Below are 26,440 nucleotides of genomic sequence, written 5' to 3'. Positions count from 1 at the left end.
TCCGCCACCCGTCCGTCGCTCGCGTAATGGAGTCGCTGCCCGACGGCTCCGACCCGCGGCGCCTGCCGCTCGGCGCAGGGTTCTCGGCGCCGCTCACCACCGTGCCACGCGGGTGGCCGGGCGGTGGCGCGCCGCGCGTCACCCCGGTGGACGAGCCCTACCAGGTCCGGGCGGCGTGAGCGCGGCCGTCACGGTCGGTCCCGTCCCGGGTCGTACCGCTCGTCCGTGACGTGCTCCAGCCACTCGACGGCCTGCCCGTCGCGCACGCCGGTGAGGGCGAGGTGCGTCATGGCCGAGGTCGGCGAGGCGCCGTGCCAGTGCCTGACCCCGGGCGGGCACCGCACCACGTCGCCGGCGCGGATCTCCTCGACCGGGCCGCCTTCCTGCTGGGTGCGCCCGATGCCGTCGGTGACGACGAGCCGCTGCCCGGCCGGGTGGGTGTGCCAGGCGGAGCGCGCGCCGGGCTGGAACCTGACGAAGGCTCCCAGGTACTGGGCGGTCTCCTCGGCGGCGAAGAGCGGCTGGACGCGGACGTCGCCGGTGAAGTTCTCCGCCGGGCCGGCCGTGGCCGGCTGTGCGCCGCCGCGGGTGATCATCGACGCCTCGCCTTCGGCTGCGGGGATGAGCCCAGCGGACGGCACGACAACGGAGGCGCCCACCGGGTGGTGGGCGCCTCCGCGGCGGGGCGGGCCGGGTCAGAGCCGGGCGTCGAGGGCGGCGACGATGCCGTCCCAGAGGCCGACCCGGGCGCGCAGCGCCTCGATGACGGTCGCGCCGCACTCGTCCCACTTGGTGCGGTCGTCGCCGCACAGGTCGGCGAGCATCGCCATCGCCATGGGGGTGTGCTGCTCGCCGTCGACCTCGATGTGGCGGGCCAGGTAGTCCTTGAAGGTGGCCAGCCGCCCCTCCTGGTCGTCGATCTTCACGACCTGCTCGAACATCTCGGGGATGAGGTCCTCGCGGCCGAAGGCGAACGCCGCCGCCTGGCAGTGCAGCGGGGCCGACTCGATGTAGCGCCACGTGGTGCGCACGAAGTCGGCCGCCGCGGCCGGCACCGGGGCGGCGACCAGCGCCTGGCGCACCGGCAGCCCGGAGCGGACGGCGGCGATGAAGCCGTCGACCGCGTCGGTGCGGGCGCCGGCCTGCCGCATGCCGGCGACGTACAGCTCGAAGTGGCTGATGAAGCCGTCGCCGAGCTCGTCGCTCTCCTCGACCAGGACGATGTCGTTGATGAGCCGGCGGCTCTCGTTCGAGCCGCGCGGCACCCACGGCACGTCGACGCAGGTGAGGTTGCGCTGCAGGTTCTTCAGCAGGGACATGAAGTCCCAGACCGCGAACACGTGGTGCTCGGTGAAGACGTTGACGTCCTCGAGCGTGTTCAGCCGGTGGTAGATCGGGTGCTTGAGCACCGCGGCGCGGGCGTTGCCGATGACCTGGCGCAGCTCCTCGATCGCGGGGTTGGCCTTACCCCAGTCGTAGCGCGACATGCGGGCCTTCCTTCCTGGTACGGCTGAGACCGCTTAACGGGTGGGAACCGGGGACACGGCAGGGTCGAGCACCCAGGCCGAGTCGTGGGGCGTGAAGCCGATGTGCGGGTAGTAGCGGGTGGCCGCCGGGGCGGACAGCAGGATGACCTTCGCGGTGGGCGCCTCCGCCTGGGTGGCGGCGATGAGGGCGCGACCGACGCCGGCCCGCTGGTGGCGCTGGACCACCGCGATGTCGGACAGGTATGTGGCGTAGGCGAAGTCGGAGATGCTGCGGGCGATGCCGATGAGCTCGCCGTCCAGCCGGGCGGTGATCACGAGGTTGGCGTTGCGGAGCATGGCGGCGAAGCGGTCACGCTCGTGGATCGGCCGGCGCTGCCCGAGGCCGGAGGCCCGGTACACGGCCAGCACCTCGTCCAGGTCAAGGCTTGCGCCGTCAACGCGCTGCGTCACTGGTTGCATCGAGCTCCTTCAGTCGGTCGAGCACTGCGTGGTGGTTGCGCAGGTACCACTCGGGTTCCCACGCCTCGGGGTCGACGGTGGCGTCGAAGGCGTCGCGCAGGGTGCCGCCGGTCTCGGCGGCCAGGTCCGACGCGCGTTGCACGGCCCGGTAGGCCTGCTCCCGCTCCATGCCGGAGCGCAGCAGCTCGGCCAGGACCGCCGAGCTCGCCGCCAGGCCGCGGGTGTGGCCGACGGCGGCCCGCATCCGCTCCGGGCGCACGGTGAGGGTGCGCACCACCTCGGTGGCCAGGGTCACCTGGTAGTGCGCCAGGGTCAGCGCGTCGGGCAGCACGATCCGCTCCACGGACTGGTGCGCCAGGTCGCGCTCGTGCCAGACGGCGACGTCCTCCAGGGCCGTCGTGGCGTAGCCGCGCAGGACCCGGGCCAGGCCGCAGAGCCGCTCGGCCTTCGTCGGGTTGCGTTTGTGCGGCATCGCGCTGGAGCCCTGGTACGCGACGCTGCGCGCCTCCTCGACCTCGGCGACCTCGGTGCGCTGCAGCAGTCGCAGCTCCAGCCCCAGCTGCTCCACGCACGCGCCGAGCAGGGCGACCGCCTGGATGAGCTGCGCGTGCCGGTCCCGGGCGACGATCTGGCTCGGCGCGGGTTCGATGCCGAGGCCCAGCGCGGCGCACACGTGCCGCTCCACGGCCGGGTCGACGAGCGCGTACGTGCCGACCGCGCCGGAGATCGTGCCGACCGCGACCGCCGCGCGGGCCGCGGCGAGCCGCTCGACGCTGCGCCGGATCGCGAAGGCGAAGCCGGCGAGCTTGTGCCCGAACGTGGTCGGCTCGGCGTGCATGCCGTGGGTCCGGCCGATGCAGACGGTGTCCCAGTGCGCGACGGCGAGGTCGGTGAGGGCCTGCTCCAGCTCCCCGGCGGCGCCGGTGAGCAGGTCCGTCGCGCGGGCCAGGATGTGCCCGAGCGCGGTGTCGACGACGTCGTAGCTGGTCATGCCCAGGTGCACCCAGCGGGCCGAGGCGGTGGGCAGCCGCTCGCAGTACGCGGCGAGGAACGACAGCACCTCGTGGTCGCGGACCTGCTCCCAGGCGCTGACCTCCTGCTCCGTGGGCACCGGGGCCCGCCGGATGTCCTCCAGCGCGGCGGCCGGCACGATGCCGAGCCCGGCCATCGCCTCGGCGGCCAGCACCTCGATGCGCACCCAGGTGGCGAGGCGGGTCTCCGCCGACCAGAGCTCGGCCATCTCGGGCCGGCTGTATCTCGGGATCATCGGTCATCACACCCGTCAGAAGACTTCGAAGTACTCGCGGTGCTCCCACGCCGTCACGCCGGCGGGGAGGGACGGCTGCTGCGCCGACCAGGCGGCGAAGCGGGCGGCCTCGCTCTGCTTGAGCCGGGTCAGGCAGGCGGCCAGCGGCGCGCCGAGCAGGTCGGCGGCGCCGCCCTCGCCGAACGCGGCCAGGGACTCGGTCAGGGAGCCGGGCACCGTCGCCTCCTCCCCCGGCACCGGGCCGGCGGTGCCGTGCAGCCCGGTCAGGCCGGCGTACAGCTGCGAGCCGATCGCCAGGTACGGGTTCGCGGACGGCTCGGCGAGCCGGTTCTCCAGGTGGGTGCTGCTGCCGCCGCCGAGGGCGCGCACCAGCACCGTGCGGTCCTCGAAGCTCCAACCGATCCGCGTCGGGGACAGCGAGAAGTCCTTGCCGAGGCGGTGGTAGCCGTTGACCGTCGGCACGGACAGCAGGCACAGGGCCCGCGCCTGGGCGAGCAGCCCGGCGACGTAGGAGCGGCCCGCCTCCGACAGCGCGTCCGGGTCGGTGGCGTCGGCGAAGAGGTTGCGACCGGACCGGTCCGCGACGGACTGGTGGATGTGCCAGCCGCTGGGGTCGAAGCCGTCCAGGCCGGGCAGCGACATGAACGAGGCGTGGTACCCGCGCCGCGCGCACGCCTGCTTGACGACGCCGCGCAGCAGCAGCATCGCGTCGGCCGCGTCGAGCGCGCCCAGCGGGTCGAGGGTGGTCTCGACCTGGCCGGGCCCGGACTCGTGCTCCATCGAGCGCAGCGGCAGGCCGAGCCCGGCCAGCTGCAGCGCCAGCGGGTCGGTGACGCCGGCGACGGAGTCGTACCGGGCGTCGAGGTTGAACTGGTAGCCGGCGTTGACCGCCTCGACCCGCGGCGCGTCGGCCTGGGCACCGAAGCCGTTGGTCTCCTGCCCCGGCGGGCCGGGCAGGCGGCGGGTCAGGTACCACTCGACCTCGATGCCGACGATCGGGGTGAGGCCTGCGTCGGCGTACGAGCCGACCACCCGGCGCAGGACGTGCCGGGTCGACAGCGGGTGCGGCCGGCCGTCGCGCAGGTACTCGTCGCCGAGGATCCACGCGGTGCGGGCGGCGCCGCCGGGCAGCACCTGGAACGTCAGCGGGTCGGGCACGAGCACGAAGTCGCCGGCGCCGCGCAGCTCGGGGACGCCGACGCCCGGGTCGGTCTGGAAGTCGACCGCGACGGCGTGGCCGGTGTCGAAGATGAACGGGCCGGGGCTGAAGTCCATGCCGTTGCGCAGCGCGGCGCGGAACGCCGGGACGCTCAGCGTCTTGGACCGGGTCAGCCCGTGCGGGTCGCAGAAGACCAGCCGGACCAGGTCCACGTCGTCGAGGGACGCCTCGAGGCGCTCCGCGGCGGCGTGCTGCTCGGCGCTCCACAGGCCGAACTCCTGGACGAACCCGGGCCGGCCGACCCCGGCGGGCAGCGGCGCGGGCCATGAACGGACGTACATCGGCGCTCTCCTTATTCGGCTGCGGGGGTGAGTGCGGCCTCGAGCCGGCCGGCGAGGGTCAGCAGCCGAACGTCGCCGCCGACCGGGCCGACGAGCTGGACGCCGACGGGCAGTCCGGCCGCGGTGCGACCGGCCGGCAGCGAGATCGCGGGCTGCCCGGTGAGGTTGAACGGGTAGCAGCCGGGCGCCCAGGCCAGCCACAGCAGGTCCGCCGGGTCGGCGGCCCACGCCGGGCCGATCGCGTCCACGGCGAACGGCGCCGTCGGGACCGTGCACATGGCCAGGGCGTCGTACCGCTGCATCAGCTCGGTGAGCCGGACCCGCAGCCGCAGCCGGGTCTCCTCGGCGTGCACGAGCGCCGCGGCGCCGAGGGTGCGGCCGTGCCGGGCGACCGCCAGCCGCCCCGGGTCGGCGTCCGCCTCGTCCTGCGGCGCCGTCCCGGCCGCCTCGGCGGCCGCGAGCACGGTGACCAGGGCCAGATACGGGTCGGCGAACGGCGGGTCGACCTGCTCGACGCGGTGCCCGAGCCCGCTGAGGGCGAGCATCGCCGGCTCCGCGGCCTGCCGGACCTCGTCACTGGTGCCGGGGAACTCGATCCAGGCGATGCGCAGCGACCGCCCGGCGACGCGGCGCCCCGGGTGGCGCAGGGCGGAGTCCGGGTCGCCGGTGGCGGCGCCGGTCATCACCCTGGCCAGTTCGGCCGCGTCGGCGACGCGGGCGGTCATCGGTCCGGCGTGGGCGAGCCGGTCGGCGCACGACGGGACGTACGGCACCAGCCCGTACGACGGCTTGTAGCCGACGATGCCGCAGAACGACGCCGGGATCCGGATGGAGCCGGCGCCGTCGGTGCCGATCGCGGCGTCGCACAGGCCCGCGGCGACCGCGGCCGCCGACCCGCCGCTGGAGCCGCCGGCGGAGTGCCGCGCCGACCACGGGTTACGGGTCGCCTGGGCGACCCGGCTCGCGGTGCTGGCGCTCCAGCCGTACTCCGACGTGGTGGTCTTGCCGATGATGATGGCGCCGGCCGAGCGGAGCCGGGCGACCAGCGGCGGGTCGGCCTGCGGCCGGCCGTTGCGCAGCAGCGAGCCCCGGCCGGTCGGCAGTTGCGCGGTCTGGATGAGGTCCTTGACCGCGACGGTGACGCCGAGCAGCGGCTGGTGCCGCCAGGCGTCCCGGCCGAGCCGGCGGATGCGCCGGTCGGCCTCGGCCGCGGCGCGCAGCGCCGGTTCGCCGCCGACGGTGACGTAGGCGCCGAGCTCGCCGTCGACCGCGCGGATGCGCTCCAGCAGGGCGCCGACGTGCTCGGTGACGGTGCGGCGGCCCGCGGCGAGCGCGGCCCGGGTGCCGGCGAGCCGCCCCCGCAGCGCGGCCGGCCCGTCGTGCGCGATCGGCTCGTAGGACGGCAGCAGGGTGGTGGCCGCACCCAGCCCGGCGCTCACCGCCGGCTCCCGGTCGCGGCGGCCGCCAGGATGGTGGTCCAGTGCCAGCGGGAGTCGAACGCGGTGACCGCGAACCGGTCGCCGGCGGCGGCCAGGTCGGCGGCGAGGCCGGTGGCCCGGGCGATGAACCGCGACGCCTGGTGCGCGGCGAGCAGGTCGGCCTCCTCGAACGGCGCGCCGTCGCAGCGCAGCAGGCGCAGGTCGATGAAGCCCTTGAACTGCCGGCCGAGGATCTCCACCGGTTGCGGGCTGCGCACGGTGAAGCGGACCCGGGCGGTGACGTGCCCGTGGTGGTGCTGGTCGGAGAAGTGCGCGATGTCGGGCATCGTCGGCGGCACGAAGTAGTCGCGGCGCAGGGCGGCGGCCTCGGGGGGCAGATTGCCCGGCACGAAGTGCCACGAGTTGTACTGCATCCGCGACGACATCGCCCACGCCAGGTCCGCGACCTTCGCCGGGCCGCCCGGGAAGTGCCGGTCGGCGTCGGCGGCGGGCACCACGCAGCAGAAGTACTCCGGCAGCTCCCAGCCGACGATGCGCTGCCACTCCTGGCCGCGCATCGCCTCAATGAGCGCGCCGAGGCGGCGCATGCCGCGGCTCATCGCGAAGTCGGCACCGAACACGCCGGTCGCGGCGCGGACGGTCTCGTAGACCAGCGACTCCAGGCCGGTGCCGAAGCCGCCGTGCGGGCGGGTCAGCCAGGACGGGTCGGCCTCCAGGGCGTCGCCGAGCGTGGCGAGGGTGCCGCCGTGCACCGGCAGCCGCTCCAGCAGCCGCTCCACGAGCGCCGCCTCCCGCGCCCAGGCCTCGGGCCCCGGCGCGGCGGCCACCCGCTCGACCTTGTGCAGCAGCGCGCCGTGGATCTCCCGGTACAGCTGCGCCTGCCCGGCCACGGCGGCCCGCTGCGCGGCCAGCTCGCCGGCCAGCGTGTCCAGCGACGCGACCCGGGTGTCCGGGGCGGCGGCGACCGGCGTGCCGGCGCCGACGCGCTCGTACGTGCGGCGCACCCGCTCCAGCAGGTCGCCGATGTTGTCCAGGTTGAGCTCGGTGCCGTTGGCCTCCTCGATGCGCCCGGGGCTGCCGGAGCGCACCAGCAGGGTGAGGCACACGACCATGAGCACGTCCTGGGTCGGCCACAGGTCCGGCGGCAGGTAGCGCAGCGCCGTGTAGGCGCAGTCCGGGTGGCCCGGCCACAGCGTCTTGCCGACGATCGTGTTGCGGTCGCGGAAGTTCGTGTACTGCCGGCCCTCCTGGTACAGGATGAACGGCGCGGTGCGCAGGGTCGCCTGCTCGAGCCGGTCGAGGATCGCGGCGCGCCCCTCCTCACCCTGCTCGACCAGCCAGCGCCGGCAGTCGGCGGCGGCCTCCTCGGCGCGCAGCCGGGCCTGGGCGAGCGTGGTGTGGTAGCGCTCCAGCGCCATGCGGGACCAGGGGACGCGGCGGGGCCGCCCGACGAGCGCGGCGGGGTCCAGCGGCGGCTCGCCCGGCGTGCGGATCAGCAGCCGGCCGTCGGTGCCGAGGCCGACCTCGCCGGTGTACGCGGTCCGGCCGGCGGTCGGCAGCTCCCGGCACCGGTGCTCGCCCTGCCAGCTCGCGCCCCACAGGGCCGCCACGGCGCACGCGGCCGGCGTGGCCAGTGCGCGCAGCGGCACCTCGGCGGGCACGTGACCGTCCAGGGTCAGCATGGTGTCGACGGCCTGGTGCAGGTCCGGCGCCTGCGCGGCGCTGCGCCACACCTGCCGCAGCAGTGTCACGAAGCCCGCGTCGCCGCTGCGGTGGTGGTCCGGGCCGGGTGCGGCGCCGGCGGGCCCGCCGAGACGGCTGGGGCGGCGGCTCTGCCGCGCCAGGTCCAGCGCCTCACGGCGGGAGCGCCCCGCGCTGACCGCGGTCACCGCGCGATCCCGGACACGGAGAGTAACGTTTGCACAGTCATGGGGATGGGCATGTTCGTCACCCGATTCAGAGTCGATGAATACCCGCAGCGACCATACGGGCGGCCGGATAGGCGGCCAAGGCGCGCAATGAACGCGCACGACATTGAAGCCGTTGGATAGTGTTGTTCGACCGTGAAGATGCGCCGGTCGAACGCCGGCGCCGGCACCGCGGTCCTGGCGTGGGCCGTCGCGGACCGCCGCCCGCCGTGGGAGGAAACGGACTCGGCAACTCTCCCGAAATGCGCCGGACATCTCCCGGCGGTTGTCACATTCCCGCCCGAACCGTGGTCATACCTAGAAGAGCGAGGCGACGGAGGGCTCCACGGATGAACGACCACGAGATGCTGGCTCAGCACTTCCAGACCCATCGGGCCCACCTGCGTGCCGTCGCGTTGCGGATCCTCGGCTCTGCCGACGCCGCGGAGGAAGCCCTGCACGAGACCCAGCTGCGCATCACGCATGGTGACGGTGGCACCGCCGGCAACGTCCCCGCCTGGCTGACCAATGTGGTGACCCGGGTCTGCCTCGACACGCTCCGCGCCCGGCACGCGGCGACCGCCGCGCTCACCGGCGCCGGGCCGTGGCCCGAGCCCTGGCGCGAGCCGTCGGGCACGGTGCCGCCCGCCGGCTGGCGCGAGGCCTCGGCGCAGCTGTGGGACGAGCGCTGGGACGACATCCGCGAGGAGCTGCGCGCCGACCTCCCCGACGACCTGGCCGCCGCGCTCCCCGCGGACCTGCCCGGCGACCCGCCGGTCGAGCTGCCCGCCGACCTGCGCGACGGGGCCCGGGCCGCCGCGGGCGGGCCGATGGCGGCGATCGCGGAGTCGGCGACGCTGGCGATGCTGGTGACGCTGGACCGGCTGGCCCCGGCCGAGCGGCTCGCCTTCGTCCTGCACGACCTGCTCGCCGTGCCGTTCGAGGAGGTCGCCGCGGCGATCGGCCGGACCCCGGCGCAGGCGCGGCGGCTGGCCGAGCGGGCCCGGCGCACCGTGCGGCGCGGCGAGCCGGCCCCGGGCGAGCACAGCCGCCGCAGCCAGGCCATCCAGGCGTTCCTCGGCGCGGCCCGCACCGCGGGCTTCGGCGACGTGCTGGACCCGCAGGTGGTGCTGCGCTCCGACCGGGCCGTGGCGGCTGCCGGGGTGTCCACGATCCGCGGCGCGGTCGAGGTCGCCGGCGCCCTCGCCGGCCCGGCCCGCTCGGCCCGGCCGGCGCTCATCGACGGCGCGCCGGGCGCCGTGTGGGTCGCCGACGGCCGGCCGACGATGGCGTTCCTGTTCACGGTCGTCGGCTCGCGGATCGTCGACATCGAGCTGGTGGCCGACCCGCAGCGCCTCGCCGCGATGCACGTCGAGCTGACCGACGAGCCCGATCCTTCCCGGTGAGCCCGCCCGCGCGGAAGCCGGCCGGGTCGCCGCTGGCGACCCGGCCGGCTTCCTTCGCTCAGGCCGGCAGGCGGGTCGCGACCGGCGGCGCCGTACGGATCCGCGGCACCGAACCAGGTCCGTAGCGCCTCCCGCAGGCCGGTGCCGTCGGTGCCGGCCCACGCCACGATCCCGTCGGGGCGCACGAGGACGGCGGTGGCGCCGTCGTACGCCTGGCCGGGCTCCGCCGCGCCGAACTCGACCCGGTGACCCCAGCCCTGCCACGCCGCCCGCAGCCAGCCGCCGGCGCCGCCCAGGTCGAGCAGCAGCCCCCGGCCCGTGCGCAGCATCCGGGTCGTCGTCGTGGGCAGCCCCGTCTGGCGCGCCGCCAGCTCCGGCGCGCGCCGCCCGACGAGCGGGTGCGGCCCGCGGGCGTAGCACACGTCGAGCCCGCTGATGCCGGACGCGAGCAGGTCCCGCACCGTCGGCTGCTCGATCAGCTCGGCCATGAGCTCCCGGGCGCCGCTGGGTCGGTTGCCGTCGAACAGCAGCCGGGCCTGGGCCTGGATGTTGGCCAGGACCCGCCGCCCGGCGGGGTGCCGCTCGCCGTGGTAGCTGTCCAGCAGCCCGGGCGGGGCGTCGCCGCGCACCACGGCGGCGAGCTTCCAGCCGAGGTTGACCGCGTCCTGCAGGCCGAGGTTGAGCGCCTGCCCGCCGGCCGGCAGCTGCTGGTGCGCGGCGTCGCCGGCGAGCAGGACCCGGCGTTCGCGGTAGCGCTCGGCCTGCCGGCTGGCGTCGCCGAACGCGTTGACCCACAACGCCTCGGCGCCGCTGACGTCCTCGCCGGTGACCCGCTTCCAGACCAGCGTGATCTCCTCGAACGTCGCCGGCCGCGAGACGTCGGCGTCGGCGCCGGTCTCGGCGACCATGATCCGGGTGACCCCGTCGGGGCTGCGGGCCGAGATCGCCAGCCCGCCCGGCAGCAGCTCGAAGCGGCGCCGGGGCAGCTGCACCCCGCGCAGGTCGGCGCGCAGGATCCGGTGCGTGGCGGCCGGGCCGGTGAAGGCGATCCCGGCCAGCCGGCGCACCGTGCTGTCCTCGCCGTCGCAGCCGGCCACGTACGCCGCCCGTACCGTCACGACACCGGACGCACCCGTCAGCCGGGCGTGCACGGTGTCGCCGGTCTGCGTCAGCCCGACCAGCTCGTGGCCGCGCTGCACCCGGGCCCCGGCCCGTTCGGCCGCGTCGGCGAGGATCCGCTCGAGGACGGGCTGCGGGACCTTCCACTGCCCGGCGTAGCGGCTCGGCTGGGCGCTGAGGTCCAGCGGGATCCCGCCGAAGTGGCCGGCCGGCTCGCGGGGCGGGTCGCCGAGGCTCGGCACCAGTCCCCGCTCGTCGAGCAGCTCCATGGTCCGGGCGCTGAGCGTCGAGGCCCGCGACTCGGTCCGCGGCTCGGCGAGCCGGTCGACCACCAGCACGTCGACGCCGCCGCGGCGCAGCTCTCCGGCGAGCAGCAGGCCGACCGGGCCGGCGCCGACGACGAGCACGTCGACGTCGACCGAGGCGGGCCTCATGTCGTGCTCTCCGCGTGCTGTTTGGCCAGCAGCAGGGTGGCCTTGCTGTTGGCGCTGAGCGCCTGCTGCACGTAGCGGCGGGCGTCGGCGGCGGTCGCCTGCGGGCCGAGCACGGCGCCGATGTTGGCCTCGTTGACCAGCACGTCGTGGTGCGACGTGACGGACACGCCACCGCCGTCGGCCGGCGTGATGTGCCAGGCGCCGGTGTGCAGGGTCATCAGCGCGGGCAGGGTGATCTGCTTGTACACGATGCGCTGGTTGGGCACGCAGACCCGGATCGACACCGTGGTGTGGGTGTTGCCGTCCTTGGTGCGGGTGTCCATCTCCAGCTCCTGCAGGCCCGGCGTGGTCTCCGTGAGCCGGGCCCGGGCCACGTGCGGCAGCCGGTCCGGCCACAGGTCGGCGGCGTTGAGGAAGTCGTACACGGCCCGCGGGTCGCCGTCGACGTGCACGGTGTCGGCGAAGGACAGCAGGCCCCGGTCCTGGCCGGCGGTGACCAGCTCGACGTTCTGCTTCAGGGCGGCGAGCTCGGCGACGCTGTTGTGCTCGACCGCGCGGTCGATCCACTCGAGGTGCTCGGGCAGGTCGTCGACGGCCCGGTAGTGGTGGGTCAGGCGCACCTCGCACCGGCCCTCGCCGAGCTCGATGATGCCCCAGGTGCCGCCCATCGCGGCGACCGGCCACGCCGGGACGTCCTGCTCGAAGGTGATCGAGCGGGTCTGCGGGTGCAGGGTGCGGCGCGACGTCCAGGTCTTGGCGCCCTCGTTGGCCCGCGCCCAGATGCGGATGCGCTCCTGGGCGTCGGTGCCCTCGACCCGCACCGCGTGGACGGTGGGCGGGAACAGCTGCGGCCAGTTGGTGACGTCGCTGATCAGCTCGTACACGTCGGCGGCGGACGCCTGCACGGTGATCGTGTGCACGGTGTTTCGGACGGTCATCACGCCTCCTAGAAGTTGCCGAGTCCGCCGCAGACGTTCATGGCCTGGGCGGTGATGGATGCGGCGGCGTCGCTGGCGAGGTAGCCGACGAGGCCGGCGACCTCCTCCGGGGTCGAGTAGCGGCCGAGCGGGATCTTGCGCTGGAACTGGTCGAGGATCTCCGCCTCGGTGCGGCCGTACGCGCTGGCGTAGCCCTGCCGGACCCGCTGCGCCATCGGGGTCTCGACGTAGCCGGGGCAGACCGCGTTGACGGTGATGCCGGTCGGGGCGAGCTCGTTGCCGAGGGCCTTGGTGAAGCCGACGACGCCGTGCTTGGACGCCGAGTAGGGCGCGCCGAGCACGACGCCCTGCTTGCCGGCGGTCGAGGCGATGTTGATGATCCGCCCGGCGGGCAGCTCGGTCATCCCGCCGACGGTGAGCACGGCCCGGGTGGTGCGAAAGACGCTGTGCAGGTTCGTGTCCACGACGTCGAGCCACAACTCGTCGCTGATGTCGGCGGTGACCCCGCCGCCGCTGCGCCCGGCGTTGTTGACCAGGACGCCGATCGGCCCGAACGCCGCGCGGGCGGCCACGACGAGCGCGGTGACCTCGTCGGTGTACCGCACGTCGCAGCGCAGCCCCTCGACGGTGAGGCCTTCGTCGCGCAGGTCCTCGACGGTCTTCTTGACCGCGTCGGCGTCCCGGGCGCAGATGAACACGTGGTCGCCGGCGGCGGCCAGGGACCGCGCGACGGCCAGGCCGATGCCGCTGGTGGCACCGGTCACGAGTGCGGAACGGGGTGCTTGCGTGCCCATCGTGGGGCTCCTTCCTCGGGTCGGGTGGCCGCCGGACCCGCCGGACGGCCGGCGAGGTCGTGCAGGATGTGCCCGACGAGCGTGGTGGTGTGGGTGCCGTCGCGGAACGTGTGCTCGGCGAGCACCCGGCGCAGGAACCCGGCGGTGGTGTGGATCGCCCGCCCGGTGGCCCGGAACTCGGCGAGGGCCCGGTCCATCCGGGCGATGGCGGCGGCCCGGTCCGGCGCCCAGACAACGATCTTGGCGATCAGCGAGTCGTAGATCGCCGGCATCCGGTACCCCGGGTAGCCGTGCGTGTCGACCCGGACGAACGGGCCGCCGGGCACCACGAACTCGTCGAACACCCCGGGCGCCGGCGCGAAGTCCCGGTCGGGGTTCTCCACGTTGATCCGGCACTCGATCGCGGCGCCCCGGGGCACCACGTCGGCCTGGCGCAGCGCGAGCCGCTCCCCGGCCGCCACCCGCAGCTGCTGCTCGACCAGGTCGACGCCGGTGACCATCTCGGTCACCGGGTGCTCGACCTGGATGCGGCAGTTGGCCTCCATGAAGTAGAACCGTTCGTCCTCGTCGACCAGGAACTCGAACGTGCCGGCGCCGACGTAGCCGACGGCGAGGGCGGCGGCGACCGCCGCCTGCCCCATCCGGTCCGCGGTCTGCGCGCTCAGCCCGGGCGCCGGGCTCTCCTCGAGCAGCTTCTGGTGGCGCCGCTGCACCGAGCAGTCCCGCAGCCCCAGGTGCACGCCGTTGCCGTGGCCGTCGCACAGGATCTGCACCTCGATGTGGCGGGCGGCGGCGACGTACCGCTCGACGTAGATCCGCCCGTCGCCGAAGACGGCCAGGGACTCGCTGGTGACGCCCTGGTAGGCGGTCACCACCTCGCGCGGCTCGGTGACGACCGCCATGCCGCGCCCGCCGCCGCCGGCCGCGGCCTTGAAGATGGCCGGGTAGCCGATCTCGGCCATCAGCGCGGTGGCCTCCTCGGCGGAGACGACCGGCCCGTGGCTGCCGGGCAGCACGGGCAGGCCGACCTCGCTCATCACCCGCCGGGCCGCGCACTTGTCGCCGAGCTGGGCGATGACGTGCGCGGGCGGGCCGATGAACACGATGTCGTTCTGCGCGCACACCTCGGCGAAGTCGGCGTCCTCGGACAGGAAGCCGTAGCCGGGGTGGATCGCCTGCGCGCCGGTCTGCCGGGCCGCCTCGACCACGGCGGCGATGTTGCGGTAGCTGGCCCGCGCCGCGCCGGGCCCGATGTGGACGGCCTCGTCGGCGTAGCGCACCACCTGGGACTCGCGGTCCTCGGTGGAGTACACGGCGACGGTCGCCACGCCGAGCTCCCGGCAGGCCCGGGCGACGCGCAGGGCGATCTCCCCGCGGTTGGCGATGAGTACCTTGTCGAACACGCTGACCCCTCAGACCTGCTCGGCGAGCGCGAACAGGGGCTCGTCGTACTCGACGGGGGTGCCGTCGGCCTTGAGCACGGCGGTGATGGTGCCGGCCCGGTCGGCGAAGATCGGGATCATCAGCTTCATCGCCTCGACGATGCCGATCTGCTGCCCGGCCTCCACGACCGTGCCGACGGTCACGAACGGCTCGCTGCCCGGCGACGGCGCCTGGTAGAACACGCCGACGCTCGGCGCGACCAGCACCGGCCCCAGCTCCGCGGGCGCGGGTGCCGCCGCGGCCACCGGGGCGGCCGCGGTGACGGGTGCCGGCTCCCGCCCAGGTCGGGCGGGCGCCGGCTCCTCCTCCCAGCGGATGTCGATGCCGACGTCGGCGGCCTGGATGCGCAGCCGGCTCGGCGGCCGCGGCAGCGACGTCAGCACCTCGACGATCGCGTCACGCAGGTCGCTGAGCTCGGCGACCGCCGGCCGGTCCCGCTCTGGTGTGGTGTCCATCAGTCCACTCGCCTTCCTGGCGCGCCGAACCGCCGGAACTTGGCCCGGCGGCGCCGTACCAGCTCCGCCGGGGGAATCCGGTCGAGCATCTGCAACGCCGCCGCGACCGTGTCGCGCAAGGTCTCCGCGGCGGCCACGGGGTCCTGGTGGGTGCCGCCCGGCGGCTCGCGCAGCACGCCGTCGACGACGCCGAGCCGCAGCAGGCTCGCCGCGTCGCCGCGCAGCGCCCGGGCCGCCACCGGCGCCTGGGCCGCGTCGCCCCACAGGATCGCCGCGCAGCCCTCCGGGGTGATCACCGAGTACACGGCCCGTTCGAACATCAGCACCTGGTCGGCGACCGCGAGCGCCAGTGCGCCGCCGCTGCCGCCCTCGCCGATGATGACGGTGACGACCGGCACGGGCAGCGCCGTCATCAGCCGGATCGACTCGGCGATGGCCACCGCCTGGCCGCGTTCCTCGGCGGCCGCGCCCGGGAACGCCCCCGGCGTGTCCACCAGCGTCACCACCGGGATGCGCAGCTTCGCGGCCAACCGCATGAGGCGCATCGCCTTGCGGTACCCCGCCGGTGTCGGCATGCCGAAGTTGTGCGCCTTCAGCTGCGCGGCGGTGTGCCCGCGCTGATGGCCGATCACCATCACCGGCCGCCCCGCCAGCTGGGCGACGCCGCCGACGATCGCGGAGCACTCCCCGCCGGCCCGGTCGCCGTGCAGCTCCTGGAAGTCGCCGCAGATCCGCCCGATGTAGTCCGTGGTGGTCGGCCGCTCCAGGCCGCGGGCCTGCTGCACCGCGTCCCACGCGTCGATCGGGTCCAGCCGGTCCGGGTTGCGCACCACGTCGGCGCGGTACATGCGGCGCGGCCGGCGCGACTGCCCGGTGCGGCCGGCGGCGAGCAGCCGGCGCAAGACCCCGCGCAGCGCCGAGCGGGGCGCGATGACGTCGATGAACCCGCGGTCGCGCAGGAACTCCGCGGTCTGGAAGTTGGCGGGCAGCCGGTCGCCGATGGTCTGCTCGATGACCCGCCGCCCGGCGAAGCCGAGCCGCGCGCCGGGCTCGGCGACCAGCACGTCGCACTGGGTCGCGAACGACGCCGCGACCCCGCCGAACGTCGGGTCCGTGATCAGCGCGACCGTCAGCACGCCCTGCTCGTCGAGCTGGGCGAGCGCCTGGCTGGTCTTCGCCATCTGCATCAGCGAGATCGGGCCCTCCTGCATCCGGGCGCCGCCGGACGCGGTGACCAGCAGCAGCGGTACCCGCCGCTGCAGGGCCAGCTCCGCCGCCACGGTGATGGCCTCGCCGACGGCGGCGCCGAGGCTGCCGCCGAGGAAGCCGAAGTCCATCACGGCGGCGACCAGCGGGTAGCCGTCGACGGTGCCCTCCACCGCGATGACGGCATCGTCGAGGCCGGTGCGCCGCCGCGAGCGGTCCAGGCGCTCGGTGTAGGGCACCGTGTCCACGAACTCGAGCACGTCGGCGGTCTCGACGGGCACGTCGAGCACGACCGGGTCGTCGATGAGCTGCGCGATCCGCTCGGCGGCGGTCAGCCGGTGGTGGTGACCGCAGTCGGGGCAGACCTTCAGCCCGCGTTCCAGCCGCGGCCGGTACAGCGCGGTGCGGCAGCTGTCGCACAGCACGAACTGGGCCTCGTCGGTGACCAGTTCGGTGACGGGGACGGCGAGCGTGCTCACGAGTGGCTGTCCGCGGTGCTGACCAGGTCCAGCAGCTGGCGCGGGCTCTTCGCCTCGAGCAGCGCGTCGTCGTCCAGGCGGACCCCGAACTCGCGCAGGATCTGCGCGGCGGCCTCCAGCAGCGCCAGCGAGTCGTAGCCCAGGTCGCTGAACGACGTGTCGAGGATGTCGGCGTCGAGGTCGACGCCCTGCTCGGTGCCGGCGACGATCCGCAGGATGCGCCGCAGTTCGGCAAGATCGAGCACGGAGCCGGTCATGGTGTCCTCCAGAAAGGGTGTGGTTACGTGCCCGGTGCCGCTCAGGCCGCGGACCGGACGATCAGGGCGGAGTTGAACCCGCCGTGGCCGCGGGCGATGACCAGCGCCGCGCGGATGCGTCGCCGGACCGGCTCACCAACGACGAGGTCGATCGGGTAGTCGGCCGACGGTTCGACGTGCACCGTCGCCGGGATGACCCCGTCGCGGATCGCCAGCAGCGCGGTGGCGACGTCCAGGGCCGCCGAGCCCGCGTCGAGCCGGCCGAACATCGTCTTCGGCACGGTGACCGGCACCGAGCGCGTCCCGAACACGGTGGCGATCTGCGTCGCCTCCTGCCAGTCCAGCTCCGGCACGGCGGCGCCGTCGGCGAAGATGACGTCGATGTCGGACGGGTCCATGGCCGCGTCGGTGAGGGCGGCGGTCACGGCCCGGTGCAGCGTCGGCGGCAGGCCGGACTCCGGCGCCGGGTCGAAGCTCGCCCCGTAGCCGGCGATCTCGCCGTAGACGTGCGGTGCGCCGCGGTCGCGGGCGGCGTCGGCGTCCTCGATGACGAGGATCGCGCCGCCCTCCCCCGGCACGTGCCCGGCGGCCCGCGCGTCGAACGGCAGGTAGGCGCGGGCCGGGTCGTCGGACTCGCTGAGCCGGCCGCCGGCCTGCTTGGCGACCCACCCCCACGAGCACAGCGACCCGTCCACCCCGCCGCCGACGATGAGCCGGCTGCCCCGGCGCAGCTGCCGGCGGGCCTGCGCGATGGCGTCCAGTCCGCCGGCCGCGTCGGTGACGATCACGCCGCTGGGCCCCTTGAGCCCGTGCCGGATCGAGATCTGGCCGGTGTTGACCGCGTAGAACCACGCGAAGGACTGGTACGCGCTGACGAACTCGTTGCCGCTGCGCCAGAGCTTCTCCAGCTCGCGGTGGCCGAAGTCGAAGCCGCCGGCCGAGCTGGCGGTGACCACGCCCTGGTCGAACGGGTCGTACGTGCCGGGGGCGACGGCGGCGTCGGCGAGCGCCGCCTCCGCCGCCACCAGCGCCAGGCGGGTCATGTGGTCCGTCTGCGGCAGCAGCCGGCTCGGCAGGTACGCCGCGGCGTCGAGGTCGACCTCCGCGGCGAGGCGGCTCGGGTAGCCGGAGGCGTCGAACCGGCGGACCGGGCCGATCGCCGGCGTGCCGGCCAGCACCGCCGACCAGTACGCCTCGACCCCGACGCCGTTCGGCGCCACCACCCCCATCCCGGTAACCAGCGGCCCGCTCATGCCGTCACCTCCGCTGCGCTCCGGCGCCGCCCTGACCTCGAAACTGCGCCCGTGATGCCCAGCCCTCCGCTGCGCTCCGGCCTGGTCATGCCGGCACCGCCTCGGCGTCGCGCAGGATCATGGCGCTCTGGAAGCCGCCGAAGCCACTGCCGACGGTCAGCACGGCGTCGGTCCGCCGCTCCCGGGCGACCCGCGGCACGAAGTCCAGGTCGCACTCCGGGTCGGGGGTGGTGAGGTTCGCCGTCGGCGGGATCACGTTGTGCCGCATCGCCAGCAGTGACGCGGCGATCTCGAGGGAGCCGATCGCGCCCAGCGAGTGCCCGATCATCGACTTGATCGAGCTGACCGGGGTGCGGTACGCGTGATCGCCGAGGCTGTGCTTGAACGCGGCGGTCTCGTGCCGGTCGTTCTGCCGGGTGCCCGAGCCGTGGGCGTTGATGTAGTCGATGCGGTCCGGGGTCATGCCGGCGTCGGCGAGCGCGACCGTGATCGCCTCGGCCATCTCCCGGCCGTCGGGGCGCAGCCCGGTCATGTGGAAGGCGTTGCAGCGCGCCCCGAACCCGGCGATCTCGCCCAGCACCTGCGCCGAGCGGCGGCGCGCGTGCTCCCACTCCTCGAGGACGAACACCGCCGCACCCTCGCCGAGGACGAACCCGTTGCGGGTCGCGTCGAACGGCCGGGACGCGTGCTCCGGGTCGTCGTTGCGCGGGGTGGTGGCCTTGATCGCGTCGAAGCAGGCCAGGGTGATGGGTGAGATCGGGGCGTCGGTCGCGCCGGTGATCATGACGTCGGCGGAGCCCTCGCGGATCAGCTCGTACGCGTGCCCGACGGAGTCCAGGCCGGAGGTGCAGCCGGTGGAGACCACCGCGACCGGTCCCTGCGCCCCGCTCGCCCACGCGATCTCGCTCGCGAACGAGCTGGGGACGAGGTAGTTGTACAGGTGCGGCACGGTGTAGCGGTGGTCCACGACGTGCAGCCGGCCGTCGTCGCTGACGACCCGGTACTCCTCCTCCAGGCCCATGGTGGCGCCGACGGCGGTGCCAATGGTGACGCCGATGCGGCCCGGGTCCAGGCTGGACAGGTCCAGCCCGGACTCGGCGGTGGCCTCCCGCATCGCCACCAGGGCCAGCTGCGTGGCCCGGTCGGTGCGCCGCACCACCTGCGGGGCCAGCCCGTGGGCGGCCGGGTCGAAGTCGATCTCGGCCGCGACCCGCGAGCGGAAGCGTGAGGCGTCGAAGGAGCGGATGGTGCGGGTGGCGGTGCGCCCGGAGCTCAGCAGGTCCCAGAACGCGGCACCGCCGATCGCGCCGGGCGCGACGACACCGATGCCGGTCACCGCGACCCGGCGGCGCCGGTGCGGGTTGGGCGTGCTCACCGCTGCCCCACCTCGGCCGTGGCCGCCGCGGACCAGTGGTAGAACCGGGTCGCCATCGCGTCCGCCGGCGACCGCCAGGTGGCCGGGTCGTAGGCGGCGATGAACTCCTTGAGGTCCTCGCTGATCCCGACGAACGCCGGGTCGTCGCGCACCGCGTCGATGGCGGCCGGGCCGTGGTCGGCGGTGAAGTCCTGCAGGTGGAAGTAGAGGCCGCGGTACTGGAACAGCTGCCGGCGACGGGTGCCCATGCGGTGCGGCATGTCGCTGGCGTCGAACTCGGCGAAGCGGCGGGCGACCGACGGCCCGGACTCGGGGGCCATCCGCGCCACGATGAGCGTGCTGAACATGTTTTCTGCTCCAGTTCAGTCGTGCCGGCCGGACGGGCGTCCGGCGTCGTCGGCGCCGAACCAGGCGGTCAACGCCTGGGAGAGTTCACCGGCGCCCGGGACCCACGCGATGTAGCCGTCCGGGCGCAGCAGGACCGCCTTCGGGGCGGGCTCGACACCGTCGGGCGCCGGTGCCCACTCGCCGCGGACCAGGTCCACCCGGCCGGCCCAGCGGGCCGCCGCGGCGGCGACGGCGTCGTCGCCGGTGGTGTCGATGAGGACGCCGCGGCCGTGCCGCAGCAGGTCCGGGACCCGGACCTGGCCGCCGTCGGCATCGCCGTCGGTGCGGCCGAGCGTGCGGTGCGGCATCCGCCGGCCGAGCCAGACCGGCTCGTCGGCGCCCGTGGCGTAGGGCATGTCGTAGCGGATGTCGAGACCGCTGACCATGCCGGACAGCAGGCGCACGACGCTCGGCTGCGCGATCAGCTCGCGCATGATCTCGCGCATCGGCTCCATGTGCGCGCCGGTGAGGTACAGCGTCCCCTGGGCGAGGGTGTTGCGCAGGACGCGGGCCGCGACCGGGTGCCGTTCGCTGTGGTACGTGTCGAGCAGCCCTTCCGGCGCCCAGCCGCGGATCGTGGCGGCCAGCTTCCAGCCGAGGTTGGCCGCGTCCTGCACGCCCAGGCTGAGGCCCTGGCCGCCGGCCGGCAGGTGCACGTGCGCGGCGTCGCCGGCGATGAGCACCCGGCCGCGGCGGTACTGGCTGACCAGCCGGGTCGTGTCGGTGAAGGCGCTCACCCAGCGGGCGTTCGCACCGTGCAGCGACTCGCCGGTGATCCGCTGCCAGGCGTCGGCGACCTCGGTCCAGCTCGGCGCGGAGCGGCCGGTCGGCTTGCGGCCGTCCTCGCACACGATGATCCGGTCGAGACCCTCCCCGAGCGGCGCCGACATGACCATGCCGGCGTCGGTGCGCTCGCCGATGAAGCGGGGCCGGATGTTCGCGCCGGCGACGTCGGCGAGGTACATCTCGCGGGTGGCGTCGGTGCCGGGGAAGTCGAACCCGGCCATGCGGCGCAGCGTGCTGCGCCCGCCGTCGCAGCACACGAGGTAGCCGGCGGTGAAGACCTCCAGGTCGCGGGCGTCGGTGACGACCGTGACGCCGGCCTCGTCGGGTTCGATGTCCACGACGTCGCGGCCGCGCAGCAGCGCCACGCCGAGCTCGACGGCCCACTCGGCGAGGGCCTGCTCGATGCGGTGCTGCGGCACGCCCCGCACGCCGAAGTGGCCGCCCTCGATGAGGGTGTAGTCCATCGGCACGCCGCCGAAGTGCCCCATCGGGCTGGTCTCGACCGCGCCGAGCCGGTCCAGCACGCCGCGCTGGTCGAAGATCTCGGCGGCGCGGGCGGTGAACCCGAGCCCGCGCGACTCGCCGGAGGGCTGCTCCAGCCGCTCCAGGACCGCGACGGTGACGCCGCCCAGCCGCAGCTCCGCGGCGAGCATCAGCCCGACCGGGCCGGCGCCGACCACGATCACGTCGTAGTCGACGACGCCACCGCGGGCCCGCACGGCGCTCATGCGGCCGCGTCCGTGTCGGTGGCGCGGTGCCGCAGGCGCGGCTTGGGGCGGCCGACCACGACGGAGACCGCGGCGGTCGTGCCGACGACCTCCTCCAGCTCGAACCCGGCCTTGTCCAGCAGCTCGGCGTACCCGCGGGCGGTGCGCTCGCGGCCGCCGACCAGCAGCATCAGCATCAGGTCGGTGAGCCGTCCCGGGTGCGGGGCGTTGCCCTCCTCCGGCACGAACTCCATGAGCAGGATCCGGCCGTCCTCGGCGATCGCGTCGCGGACGTTGCGCAGGATCGTCAGCGCCTGCTCCTCCGGCCAGTCGTGGATGATGTGCTTGAGCACGTACGCGTCGGCGCCCGGGGTGACCGGGTCGAACAGGTCGCCGGCGGCGATGGTGCAGCGCTCGGCGACGCCGTGCGCGGCCAGGATGTCGCGGGCGCCGAAGACCTCGGCCCGGGCGTCGAAGAGCACGCCGCGCGAGCCGGTGGCCCGCTGCAGCACCGCGGCGAGCAGGGCGCCGCCACCGCCGCCGACGTCGACGATGGTGCGGAACGCGCTGAAGTCGTAGCCCTCCACGATCGGCTGGGTCTCGACCACCGACATGTTGGCCATGCCCTGGAAGAAGACCGCGCCGTACTCGGGCTGGGACGCCAGGTAGGAGAAGGCGTCCATGCCGCGCAGGGCGGGCACGCACGGCTGGCCGGTGCGCACCGTGTCGATGAGGTGCGACCAGTCCTCCCAGTGGATCGGGTGGCCCATCAGCACGGCCATGCCGCGCATCGAGTCGGGCACGTCGGAGCGCAGCGCCTGGGCCATCGGGGTCAGGCCGAACGACCCGTCGGGGTACTCGATGAAGACCTCGTTGCTGGCGAGCAGGCGCAGCACGCGGCGCAGCGCGTCGGCGTCGCACTGCACGCGGGCGGCGAGCTCCGGCGCGGACAGCGGGCCGTCGCGCAGGGCGTCGGCCACGCCGAGCTGGGCGGCGACGTACAGGGACTGGGTGATGACGGAGCCGTGGATGAGCTCCAGCAGCATCGCCGAGGGCGACGACAGCCGCTGCTGCAGGCGGCGCAGGTCGGTCCTGGCGCCGTCGGCGAGGCGGGCGAGCTGGGCGGGCGGCAACGTTTCGACGGACATGCGGGCTCCTTCGTCAAGGTGTGCGCTGCGACGGCGCGGATGCCGCGCCAGGGCGGCGGCCGACCCCCAGTGTCGAGCCATTCATGGCAAGTGCAGTAGTTATCCCGCCACGCAATCCTCATGAGATTCTCACGCCCAAGCGGTGACATCTTCGATTGGCAAACCAGGTGGGGTCCAGCAAACTTCATCTGCACTCATTGCGGCGAATGCGATGACGCCCCTCGCATTCTGAGGAGACCTATTCCCTAAGGAGACCGGTTCTCATGCCAGCAAGCAGAACACTCTTTGCGGTGCCTTCACTGCCGACCGGTGAGCGTTCCGTAACGGCCCCGAAATCCATCGACGTGGACTCCAGTTCCGCGCCGGTGCTGGTGCGGCTGGAAGAATTGTTGCCGGCGGATTCGCCGCGACTGGCGGGCGAGAGCGAGGCGCATGCCCAGGTGCTGGCGGAGTCGGAGGCCAACCTGCCGCCGATCCTCGTGCACCGGGCCACCATGCGGGTCATCGACGGCATGCACCGGCTGCGGGCGGCCACCCTGCGCGGCGAGGACCGCATCGCGGTGCGCTTCTTCGACGGCCCCGCCGAGCAGGTGTTCGTGCTCGCGGTGGAGACCAACATCCGGCACGGCCTGCCGCTGTCGCGCTCGGACCGCGACCACGCCGCGGCCCGCATCCTGGTGGAGCATCCCGGCTGGTCGGACCGGGCCATCGCGAAGGCGGCGGGACTCTCGGCGAAGGCGGTCGCGGCGATCCGGCGGCGCATCGACGACGGCACCATGCAGCCGGCGCGCCGGCTCGGCCGCGACGGGCGGGTGCGCCCGGTCAGCGGGGCGGAGGGCCGCCGCTCGGCCAGCGTGTTCATCGCGGCCAACCCCGACGCGTCGCTGCGCACCATCGCCCGGGACGCGGGCATCTCCCTGGGCACCGCCCGCGACGTGCGCGAACGGATGCGCCTCGGGCTCGACCCGGTGCCCGAGCGGCAGCGGCGGCGCACCGTGGTGCCCGAGCCGCGGCGGGAGCGCCCCCGCGGCAGCAGCCAGGCCCGGCTGCGGGAGCTGCTGGAGCAGCTGACCCGCGACCCGTCACTGCGGTTCAACGAGTCGGGACGGGCGCTGCTTCGCTGGTGCCTGGCCCGGGTGCAGGAGACCGAGGCGCGCGACCAGCTCATCGCGCAGGCACCGACGCACAGCTGGTACACCCTGATCGAGTTCGCGCAGTGCTACGCCGAGGGGCTCACCGACGCGGCGGAGCGGATGCGGACCCGGCTCGACGAGGCCGGATGACCCGCCCGGCCGTGTTCGACCACGCTGGATTCGCAGTCGAACACCGGCCGTCCCGGCGGGCACCGGCTACGCGGCCCGGCCCGGTGGGTGCCCCTCGGTCCAGACGACCTGCAGCGACAGCCGCCGCAGCCGCCAGCCGGCCGGGGTCAGCCGGGCCTCGCCGGTGGCGATCGTGCCGGCGCTGAACCGGCCCGGCGCCGTCCCGGCGGCGTACACGTGGATCGACACCACGTGCGCGCGGAACCGCGCGCCGGTGTCACCATCGGGGTCGACGACCGGCGGCGAGCTCAGGTGCTGGGTGCCCGCGAACGGCGCCAGCGACTGCGCGTGATAATCGGCGACCCCCTCGATTCCCTCGTGCCGGCTCATCGGAAATTCGATCGCGACGTCCGGCGTGAACATCCACGAAGCCCATTCTGAATCCAGTTTGACGGTGTCCAGCGTCATCAGATAACGGCCGAACAGATCGGCCACGGCGGCCTGCGTTTCGCGTCGATTCATGCCGCCACTATCGCCGTCGGCCGAGGCGCCCGTACAGCCCGTTCAACTGCAGCGCCGACCGCCGTTGTGCACCACTTTCCGGTCGCTACATTTGTGGCCACTCAACGATGGGAGAGCAGGGGATGAAAGCAACGGAATCGGAGGTCGTCATTGTCGGCGGCGGGCCGAGCGGTCTCATGCTGGCCGCGGAGCTGCGGCTGGCGAACGTCGCGGTGACCGTCCTGGAACAGCACGCGGAGCCGACCCGCCAGTCGCGCGCACTGGGCTTCTCCGCCCGGACCATCGAGGAGTTCGACCAGCGCGGCCTGCTGCCCCGCTTCGGCGGGGTGGACACGATCCCGGTCGGTCACTTCGGCGGGCTGCCGCTGGACTTCCGGGTCCTGCCCGGCGGCTCGTACGGCGCCCGCGGCATCCCGCAGTCGCGCACCGAGACCATCCTCGCCGGGCACGCCACCGGCCTGGGCGCGGACCTGCGCCGCCAGCACACCGTGGTCGCCGTCGAGCAGGACGAGGACGGCGTGACCGTCACCGCCGACACCCCGGAGCGGCCGGTGCAGTTCCGCGCCCGGTACGTCGTGGGCTGCGACGGCGCCCGCAGCACGGTGCGGCGCCTGACCGGCATCGACTTCCCCGGCAACGAGGCGACCCTGGAGATGTGGCTCGCCGACGTCGCCGGCCTCGGGCTGCGTCCCCGCTTCTCCGGCGAGCGGGTCCCCGGCGGCATGGTGATGGTGCTGCCGCTGGGCCCGCAGCTGCAGCGGGTCGTGGTGTACGAGCACAGCGCGGGCCTGCGCCACAGCGCCGAGGCGCCGACCTTCACCGACGTCGCCGACGCCTGGCAGCGCCTCACCGGCGAGGACATCCACGGCGGCCGGCCGGCGTGGGTCAGCTGGTTCACCGACGCGAGCCGGCTCGCCGCGCAGTACCGCAAGGGCCGGGTGTTCCTGGCCGGCGACGCGGCGCACATCCACCTGCCGATCGGCGGGCAGGGCATGAGCGCGGGCATCCAGGACGCGGTGAACCTCGGCTGGAAGCTGGCCGCCGCGGTGCACGGCCACGCGCCGGCGGACCTGCTCGACACGTACGAGACCGAGCGGCGGCCCGTCGCGGCGCGGGTCATCGCCAACACCCTGGCGCAGCGCACCCTCTACCTGTCCGGACCGCAGATGGACCCGCTGCGGGAGGTGTTCGCCGAGCTGATGACCAGCGAGCAGGCGCAGCGCGCGCTCGCCGGCATGGTCACCGGCCTGGACATCCGCCACGACGTCGGCACCGGCGAGCACCCGCTGCTGGGCCGCCGGCTGCCGAACGTGCCGCTGCACGACCGGGCGGGGACCTCGAGCACGACGTACGAGCACCTGCACGGCGGCCGCGCGGTCCTGCTCGACCTCGCCGACAGCGTGTGGCTGCGCGACGCCGCCGCGGGCTGGGCCGACCGGGTCGACGTGGTCACCGCCGCGGCCGACCCCGACGCCGACGGCGGCCTGGCCGGCCTGCCGGCCGTCCTGGTGCGCCCCGACGGCTACGTCTGCTGGGTCGGCGCGCACAACGCCGGCGCCGAGTCGCTCAAGGCCGGCCTGGGCCGCTGGTTCGGCGCCGCCCGGACGCTCGCCCTCACCGCCGCCCTCGCCTCCGCCCTCACCACTGCCTGAACCATCCGTCACCCGTAGCGAGACAGGAGCTGTCATGCCCGTGATCGACCCCGACAACGGCTACCTCACCGTCGTCAACCTGTTCAGCACCGACACCGAGGAGAAGCAGGAGCGCCTCATCGGCGCGATGCGCGAGATCGTCGACACCGCCGCGTTCCCGGGGTGGATCTCCAGCACCGTGCACGCCGGTATCGAGAAGCCCGGCACGGCGAACTTCATCCAGTGGCGCAGCGGTGTCGACCTCGCCGCCCGGTACGCCGGCGACGAGTTCAAGCACCGCACCCTGCCGCTGTTCGGTGAGATGACCACCGCGATCCGGCTGCTGCAGACCGAGGTCGCCTTCACCCTGCGCCACCCGGAGCAGGGTGCCGTCACGGAGATCTCGCCCGACCGCGACGACTACACGGTCATCGAGGTCATGCGGGTCGCCCCCGAGCACCGCGACGAGGTCGTCGCGGTCCTCGCCGAGGCGCAGGACTGGCTCGTCGAGACGCCCGGCTTCCGCTCGCAGACGGCGCTGCAGGGCGACCGGGCGCAGGGTATGGACGGCTCGTTCGTGCTGAGCTACTCGCAGTGGGCCAGCCGCGCGGCGTACCTGACGTTCCGCGGGACCGACCCCGAGCACCAGTCCCCGCGCCGCCGCGACAGCCACGCCACCCTGGCGAAGCTGGTCACGGCGAGCGACTGGAACGGCTACCGGGTCATCCACACCCGGTCCGCCGCCGCCTGAGCCGGATCGCGTCCGGCGCACCGCACCC

24 protein-coding genes and 1 pseudogene are annotated in these 26,440 nt (G+C 74.5%); 5 read left to right on the top strand and 20 right to left on the bottom strand.

What is annotated here, in order from left to right:
- Positions 1-26: 26 nt before the first annotated feature.
- Positions 27-179: a hypothetical protein gene (locus OP18_RS56905; protein ID WP_156089368.1), complete on the top strand. Its 153-nt coding sequence runs from the start codon at positions 27-29 to the stop codon at positions 177-179.
- 9 nt (positions 180-188) lie between these two features.
- Here OP18_RS56905 and OP18_RS08640 read toward each other — a convergent pair whose 3' ends face one another.
- From OP18_RS08640 to OP18_RS08610, 7 genes are all read right to left on the bottom strand, one after another.
- Positions 189-596: a (R)-mandelonitrile lyase gene (locus OP18_RS08640; RefSeq protein WP_063745456.1), complete on the bottom strand. Its 408-nt coding sequence runs from the start codon at positions 594-596 to the stop codon at positions 189-191.
- A 99-nt stretch (positions 597-695) separates the two neighbouring features.
- Entirely contained in the window at positions 696-1,487 is a 792-nt protein-coding gene (locus OP18_RS08635; RefSeq protein ID WP_033358206.1) for a DUF3050 domain-containing protein, read from the bottom strand.
- Positions 1,488-1,520: 33 nt separating this feature from the next.
- The gene (locus tag OP18_RS08630) at positions 1,521-1,946 is read right to left on the bottom strand and encodes a GNAT family N-acetyltransferase (protein ID WP_033358293.1); all 426 of its coding nucleotides are present in this window, start codon (positions 1,944-1,946) and stop codon (positions 1,521-1,523) included.
- Positions 1,921-3,213, bottom strand: a complete 1,293-nt coding sequence (gene purB, locus OP18_RS08625) for an adenylosuccinate lyase (RefSeq protein ID WP_081970547.1) — start codon at positions 3,211-3,213, stop codon at positions 1,921-1,923. Before purB ends, OP18_RS08630 begins: the two co-directional genes overlap by 26 nt.
- 15 nt (positions 3,214-3,228) lie before the next feature.
- Positions 3,229-4,713 (bottom strand): glutamine synthetase family protein, encoded by a 1,485-nt coding sequence (locus OP18_RS08620; protein ID WP_033358204.1) that lies wholly within the window; start codon positions 4,711-4,713, stop codon positions 3,229-3,231.
- 11 nt (positions 4,714-4,724) lie between these two features.
- Complete coding sequence (locus OP18_RS08615) at positions 4,725-6,002, bottom strand: amidase (RefSeq protein WP_033358292.1); 1,278 nt, start codon at positions 6,000-6,002, stop codon at positions 4,725-4,727.
- 146 nt (positions 6,003-6,148) lie between these two features.
- A complete protein-coding gene (locus OP18_RS08610) occupies positions 6,149-8,041 on the bottom strand; it encodes a P-loop NTPase family protein (protein ID WP_033358203.1) in 1,893 nt (630 codons plus the stop codon).
- A gap of 281 nt (positions 8,042-8,322) precedes the next feature.
- Between OP18_RS08610 and OP18_RS62480 the strand changes: the two genes are divergently transcribed.
- Positions 8,323-9,465: a sigma factor-like helix-turn-helix DNA-binding protein gene (locus OP18_RS62480; protein ID WP_425388628.1), complete on the top strand. Its 1,143-nt coding sequence runs from the start codon at positions 8,323-8,325 to the stop codon at positions 9,463-9,465.
- Positions 9,466-9,578: 113 nt separating this feature from the next.
- Here the strand turns inward: OP18_RS62480 and OP18_RS62475 are convergent.
- From OP18_RS62475 to OP18_RS08550, 12 genes and pseudogenes are all read right to left on the bottom strand, one after another.
- Positions 9,579-11,018 (bottom strand): annotated as a pseudogene (locus OP18_RS62475) (FAD-dependent monooxygenase); the annotation flags it as partial.
- Positions 11,015-11,956: an aromatase/cyclase gene (locus tag OP18_RS08600; RefSeq protein WP_033358202.1), complete on the bottom strand. Its 942-nt coding sequence runs from the start codon at positions 11,954-11,956 to the stop codon at positions 11,015-11,017. The gene OP18_RS08600 and the pseudogene OP18_RS62475, both read right to left, overlap by 4 nt.
- A gap of 8 nt (positions 11,957-11,964) precedes the next feature.
- A complete protein-coding gene (gene fabG, locus OP18_RS08595; RefSeq protein ID WP_033358201.1) occupies positions 11,965-12,750 on the bottom strand; it encodes a 3-oxoacyl-ACP reductase FabG in 786 nt (261 codons plus the stop codon).
- Positions 12,717-14,153 (bottom strand): acetyl-CoA carboxylase biotin carboxylase subunit, encoded by a 1,437-nt coding sequence (locus OP18_RS08590; protein ID WP_063745454.1) that lies wholly within the window; start codon positions 14,151-14,153, stop codon positions 12,717-12,719. The genes fabG and OP18_RS08590 overlap by 34 nt, the downstream gene beginning before the upstream one ends.
- 9 nt (positions 14,154-14,162) lie before the next feature.
- The gene (locus tag OP18_RS08585) at positions 14,163-14,648 is read right to left on the bottom strand and encodes an acetyl-CoA carboxylase biotin carboxyl carrier protein (RefSeq protein WP_033358200.1); all 486 of its coding nucleotides are present in this window, start codon (positions 14,646-14,648) and stop codon (positions 14,163-14,165) included.
- Positions 14,648-16,333 (bottom strand): acetyl-CoA carboxylase carboxyltransferase subunit alpha, encoded by a 1,686-nt coding sequence (locus OP18_RS08580; protein ID WP_081970545.1) that lies wholly within the window; start codon positions 16,331-16,333, stop codon positions 14,648-14,650. The genes OP18_RS08585 and OP18_RS08580 overlap by 1 nt, the downstream gene beginning before the upstream one ends.
- Positions 16,330-16,590: an acyl carrier protein gene (locus OP18_RS08575; RefSeq protein WP_033358199.1), complete on the bottom strand. Its 261-nt coding sequence runs from the start codon at positions 16,588-16,590 to the stop codon at positions 16,330-16,332. The genes OP18_RS08580 and OP18_RS08575 overlap by 4 nt, the downstream gene beginning before the upstream one ends.
- Positions 16,591-16,631: 41 nt before the next feature.
- Positions 16,632-17,843: a ketosynthase chain-length factor gene (locus tag OP18_RS08570; protein ID WP_033358198.1), complete on the bottom strand. Its 1,212-nt coding sequence runs from the start codon at positions 17,841-17,843 to the stop codon at positions 16,632-16,634.
- Between the two features lie 85 nt (positions 17,844-17,928).
- Positions 17,929-19,218, bottom strand: coding sequence for a beta-ketoacyl-[acyl-carrier-protein] synthase family protein (locus OP18_RS08565; protein ID WP_033358197.1), 1,290 nt, complete (start codon positions 19,216-19,218; stop codon positions 17,929-17,931).
- On the bottom strand, positions 19,215-19,565 hold the full coding sequence (locus tag OP18_RS08560) for a TcmI family type II polyketide cyclase (protein ID WP_033358196.1): 351 nt from the start codon (positions 19,563-19,565) through the stop codon (positions 19,215-19,217). The genes OP18_RS08565 and OP18_RS08560 overlap by 4 nt, the downstream gene beginning before the upstream one ends.
- A 15-nt stretch (positions 19,566-19,580) precedes the next feature.
- Positions 19,581-21,119: an FAD-dependent monooxygenase gene (locus OP18_RS08555; protein ID WP_033358195.1), complete on the bottom strand. Its 1,539-nt coding sequence runs from the start codon at positions 21,117-21,119 to the stop codon at positions 19,581-19,583.
- A complete protein-coding gene (locus OP18_RS08550; protein ID WP_081970543.1) occupies positions 21,116-22,246 on the bottom strand; it encodes a methyltransferase in 1,131 nt (376 codons plus the stop codon). The genes OP18_RS08555 and OP18_RS08550 overlap by 4 nt, the downstream gene beginning before the upstream one ends.
- Before the next feature lie 344 nt (positions 22,247-22,590).
- Between OP18_RS08550 and OP18_RS08545 the strand changes: the two genes are divergently transcribed.
- Positions 22,591-23,529: a ParB/RepB/Spo0J family partition protein gene (locus OP18_RS08545; protein WP_033358194.1), complete on the top strand. Its 939-nt coding sequence runs from the start codon at positions 22,591-22,593 to the stop codon at positions 23,527-23,529.
- A gap of 66 nt (positions 23,530-23,595) precedes the next feature.
- Here the strand turns inward: OP18_RS08545 and OP18_RS08540 are convergent, their stop codons facing one another.
- Positions 23,596-24,030, bottom strand: coding sequence for a nuclear transport factor 2 family protein (locus tag OP18_RS08540; RefSeq protein ID WP_033358193.1), 435 nt, complete (start codon positions 24,028-24,030; stop codon positions 23,596-23,598).
- 122 nt (positions 24,031-24,152) lie between these two features.
- On the opposite strand from OP18_RS08540, the gene OP18_RS08535 reads away from it, so the two are divergent.
- Positions 24,153-25,682, top strand: coding sequence for an FAD-dependent monooxygenase (locus tag OP18_RS08535; protein WP_052386397.1), 1,530 nt, complete (start codon positions 24,153-24,155; stop codon positions 25,680-25,682).
- Positions 25,683-25,716: 34 nt separating this feature from the next.
- The gene (locus OP18_RS08530) at positions 25,717-26,412 is read left to right on the top strand and encodes an antibiotic biosynthesis monooxygenase family protein (RefSeq protein ID WP_033358192.1); all 696 of its coding nucleotides are present in this window, start codon (positions 25,717-25,719) and stop codon (positions 26,410-26,412) included.
- The last annotated feature ends 28 nt before the right edge of the window (positions 26,413-26,440 follow it).

It is taken from the genome of Dactylosporangium aurantiacum, from assembly GCF_000716715.1.
Taxonomy (GTDB): Bacteria; Actinomycetota; Actinomycetes; order Mycobacteriales; family Micromonosporaceae; genus Dactylosporangium; species Dactylosporangium aurantiacum.
This window is presented reverse-complemented; position numbering and strand designations above follow the sequence as displayed.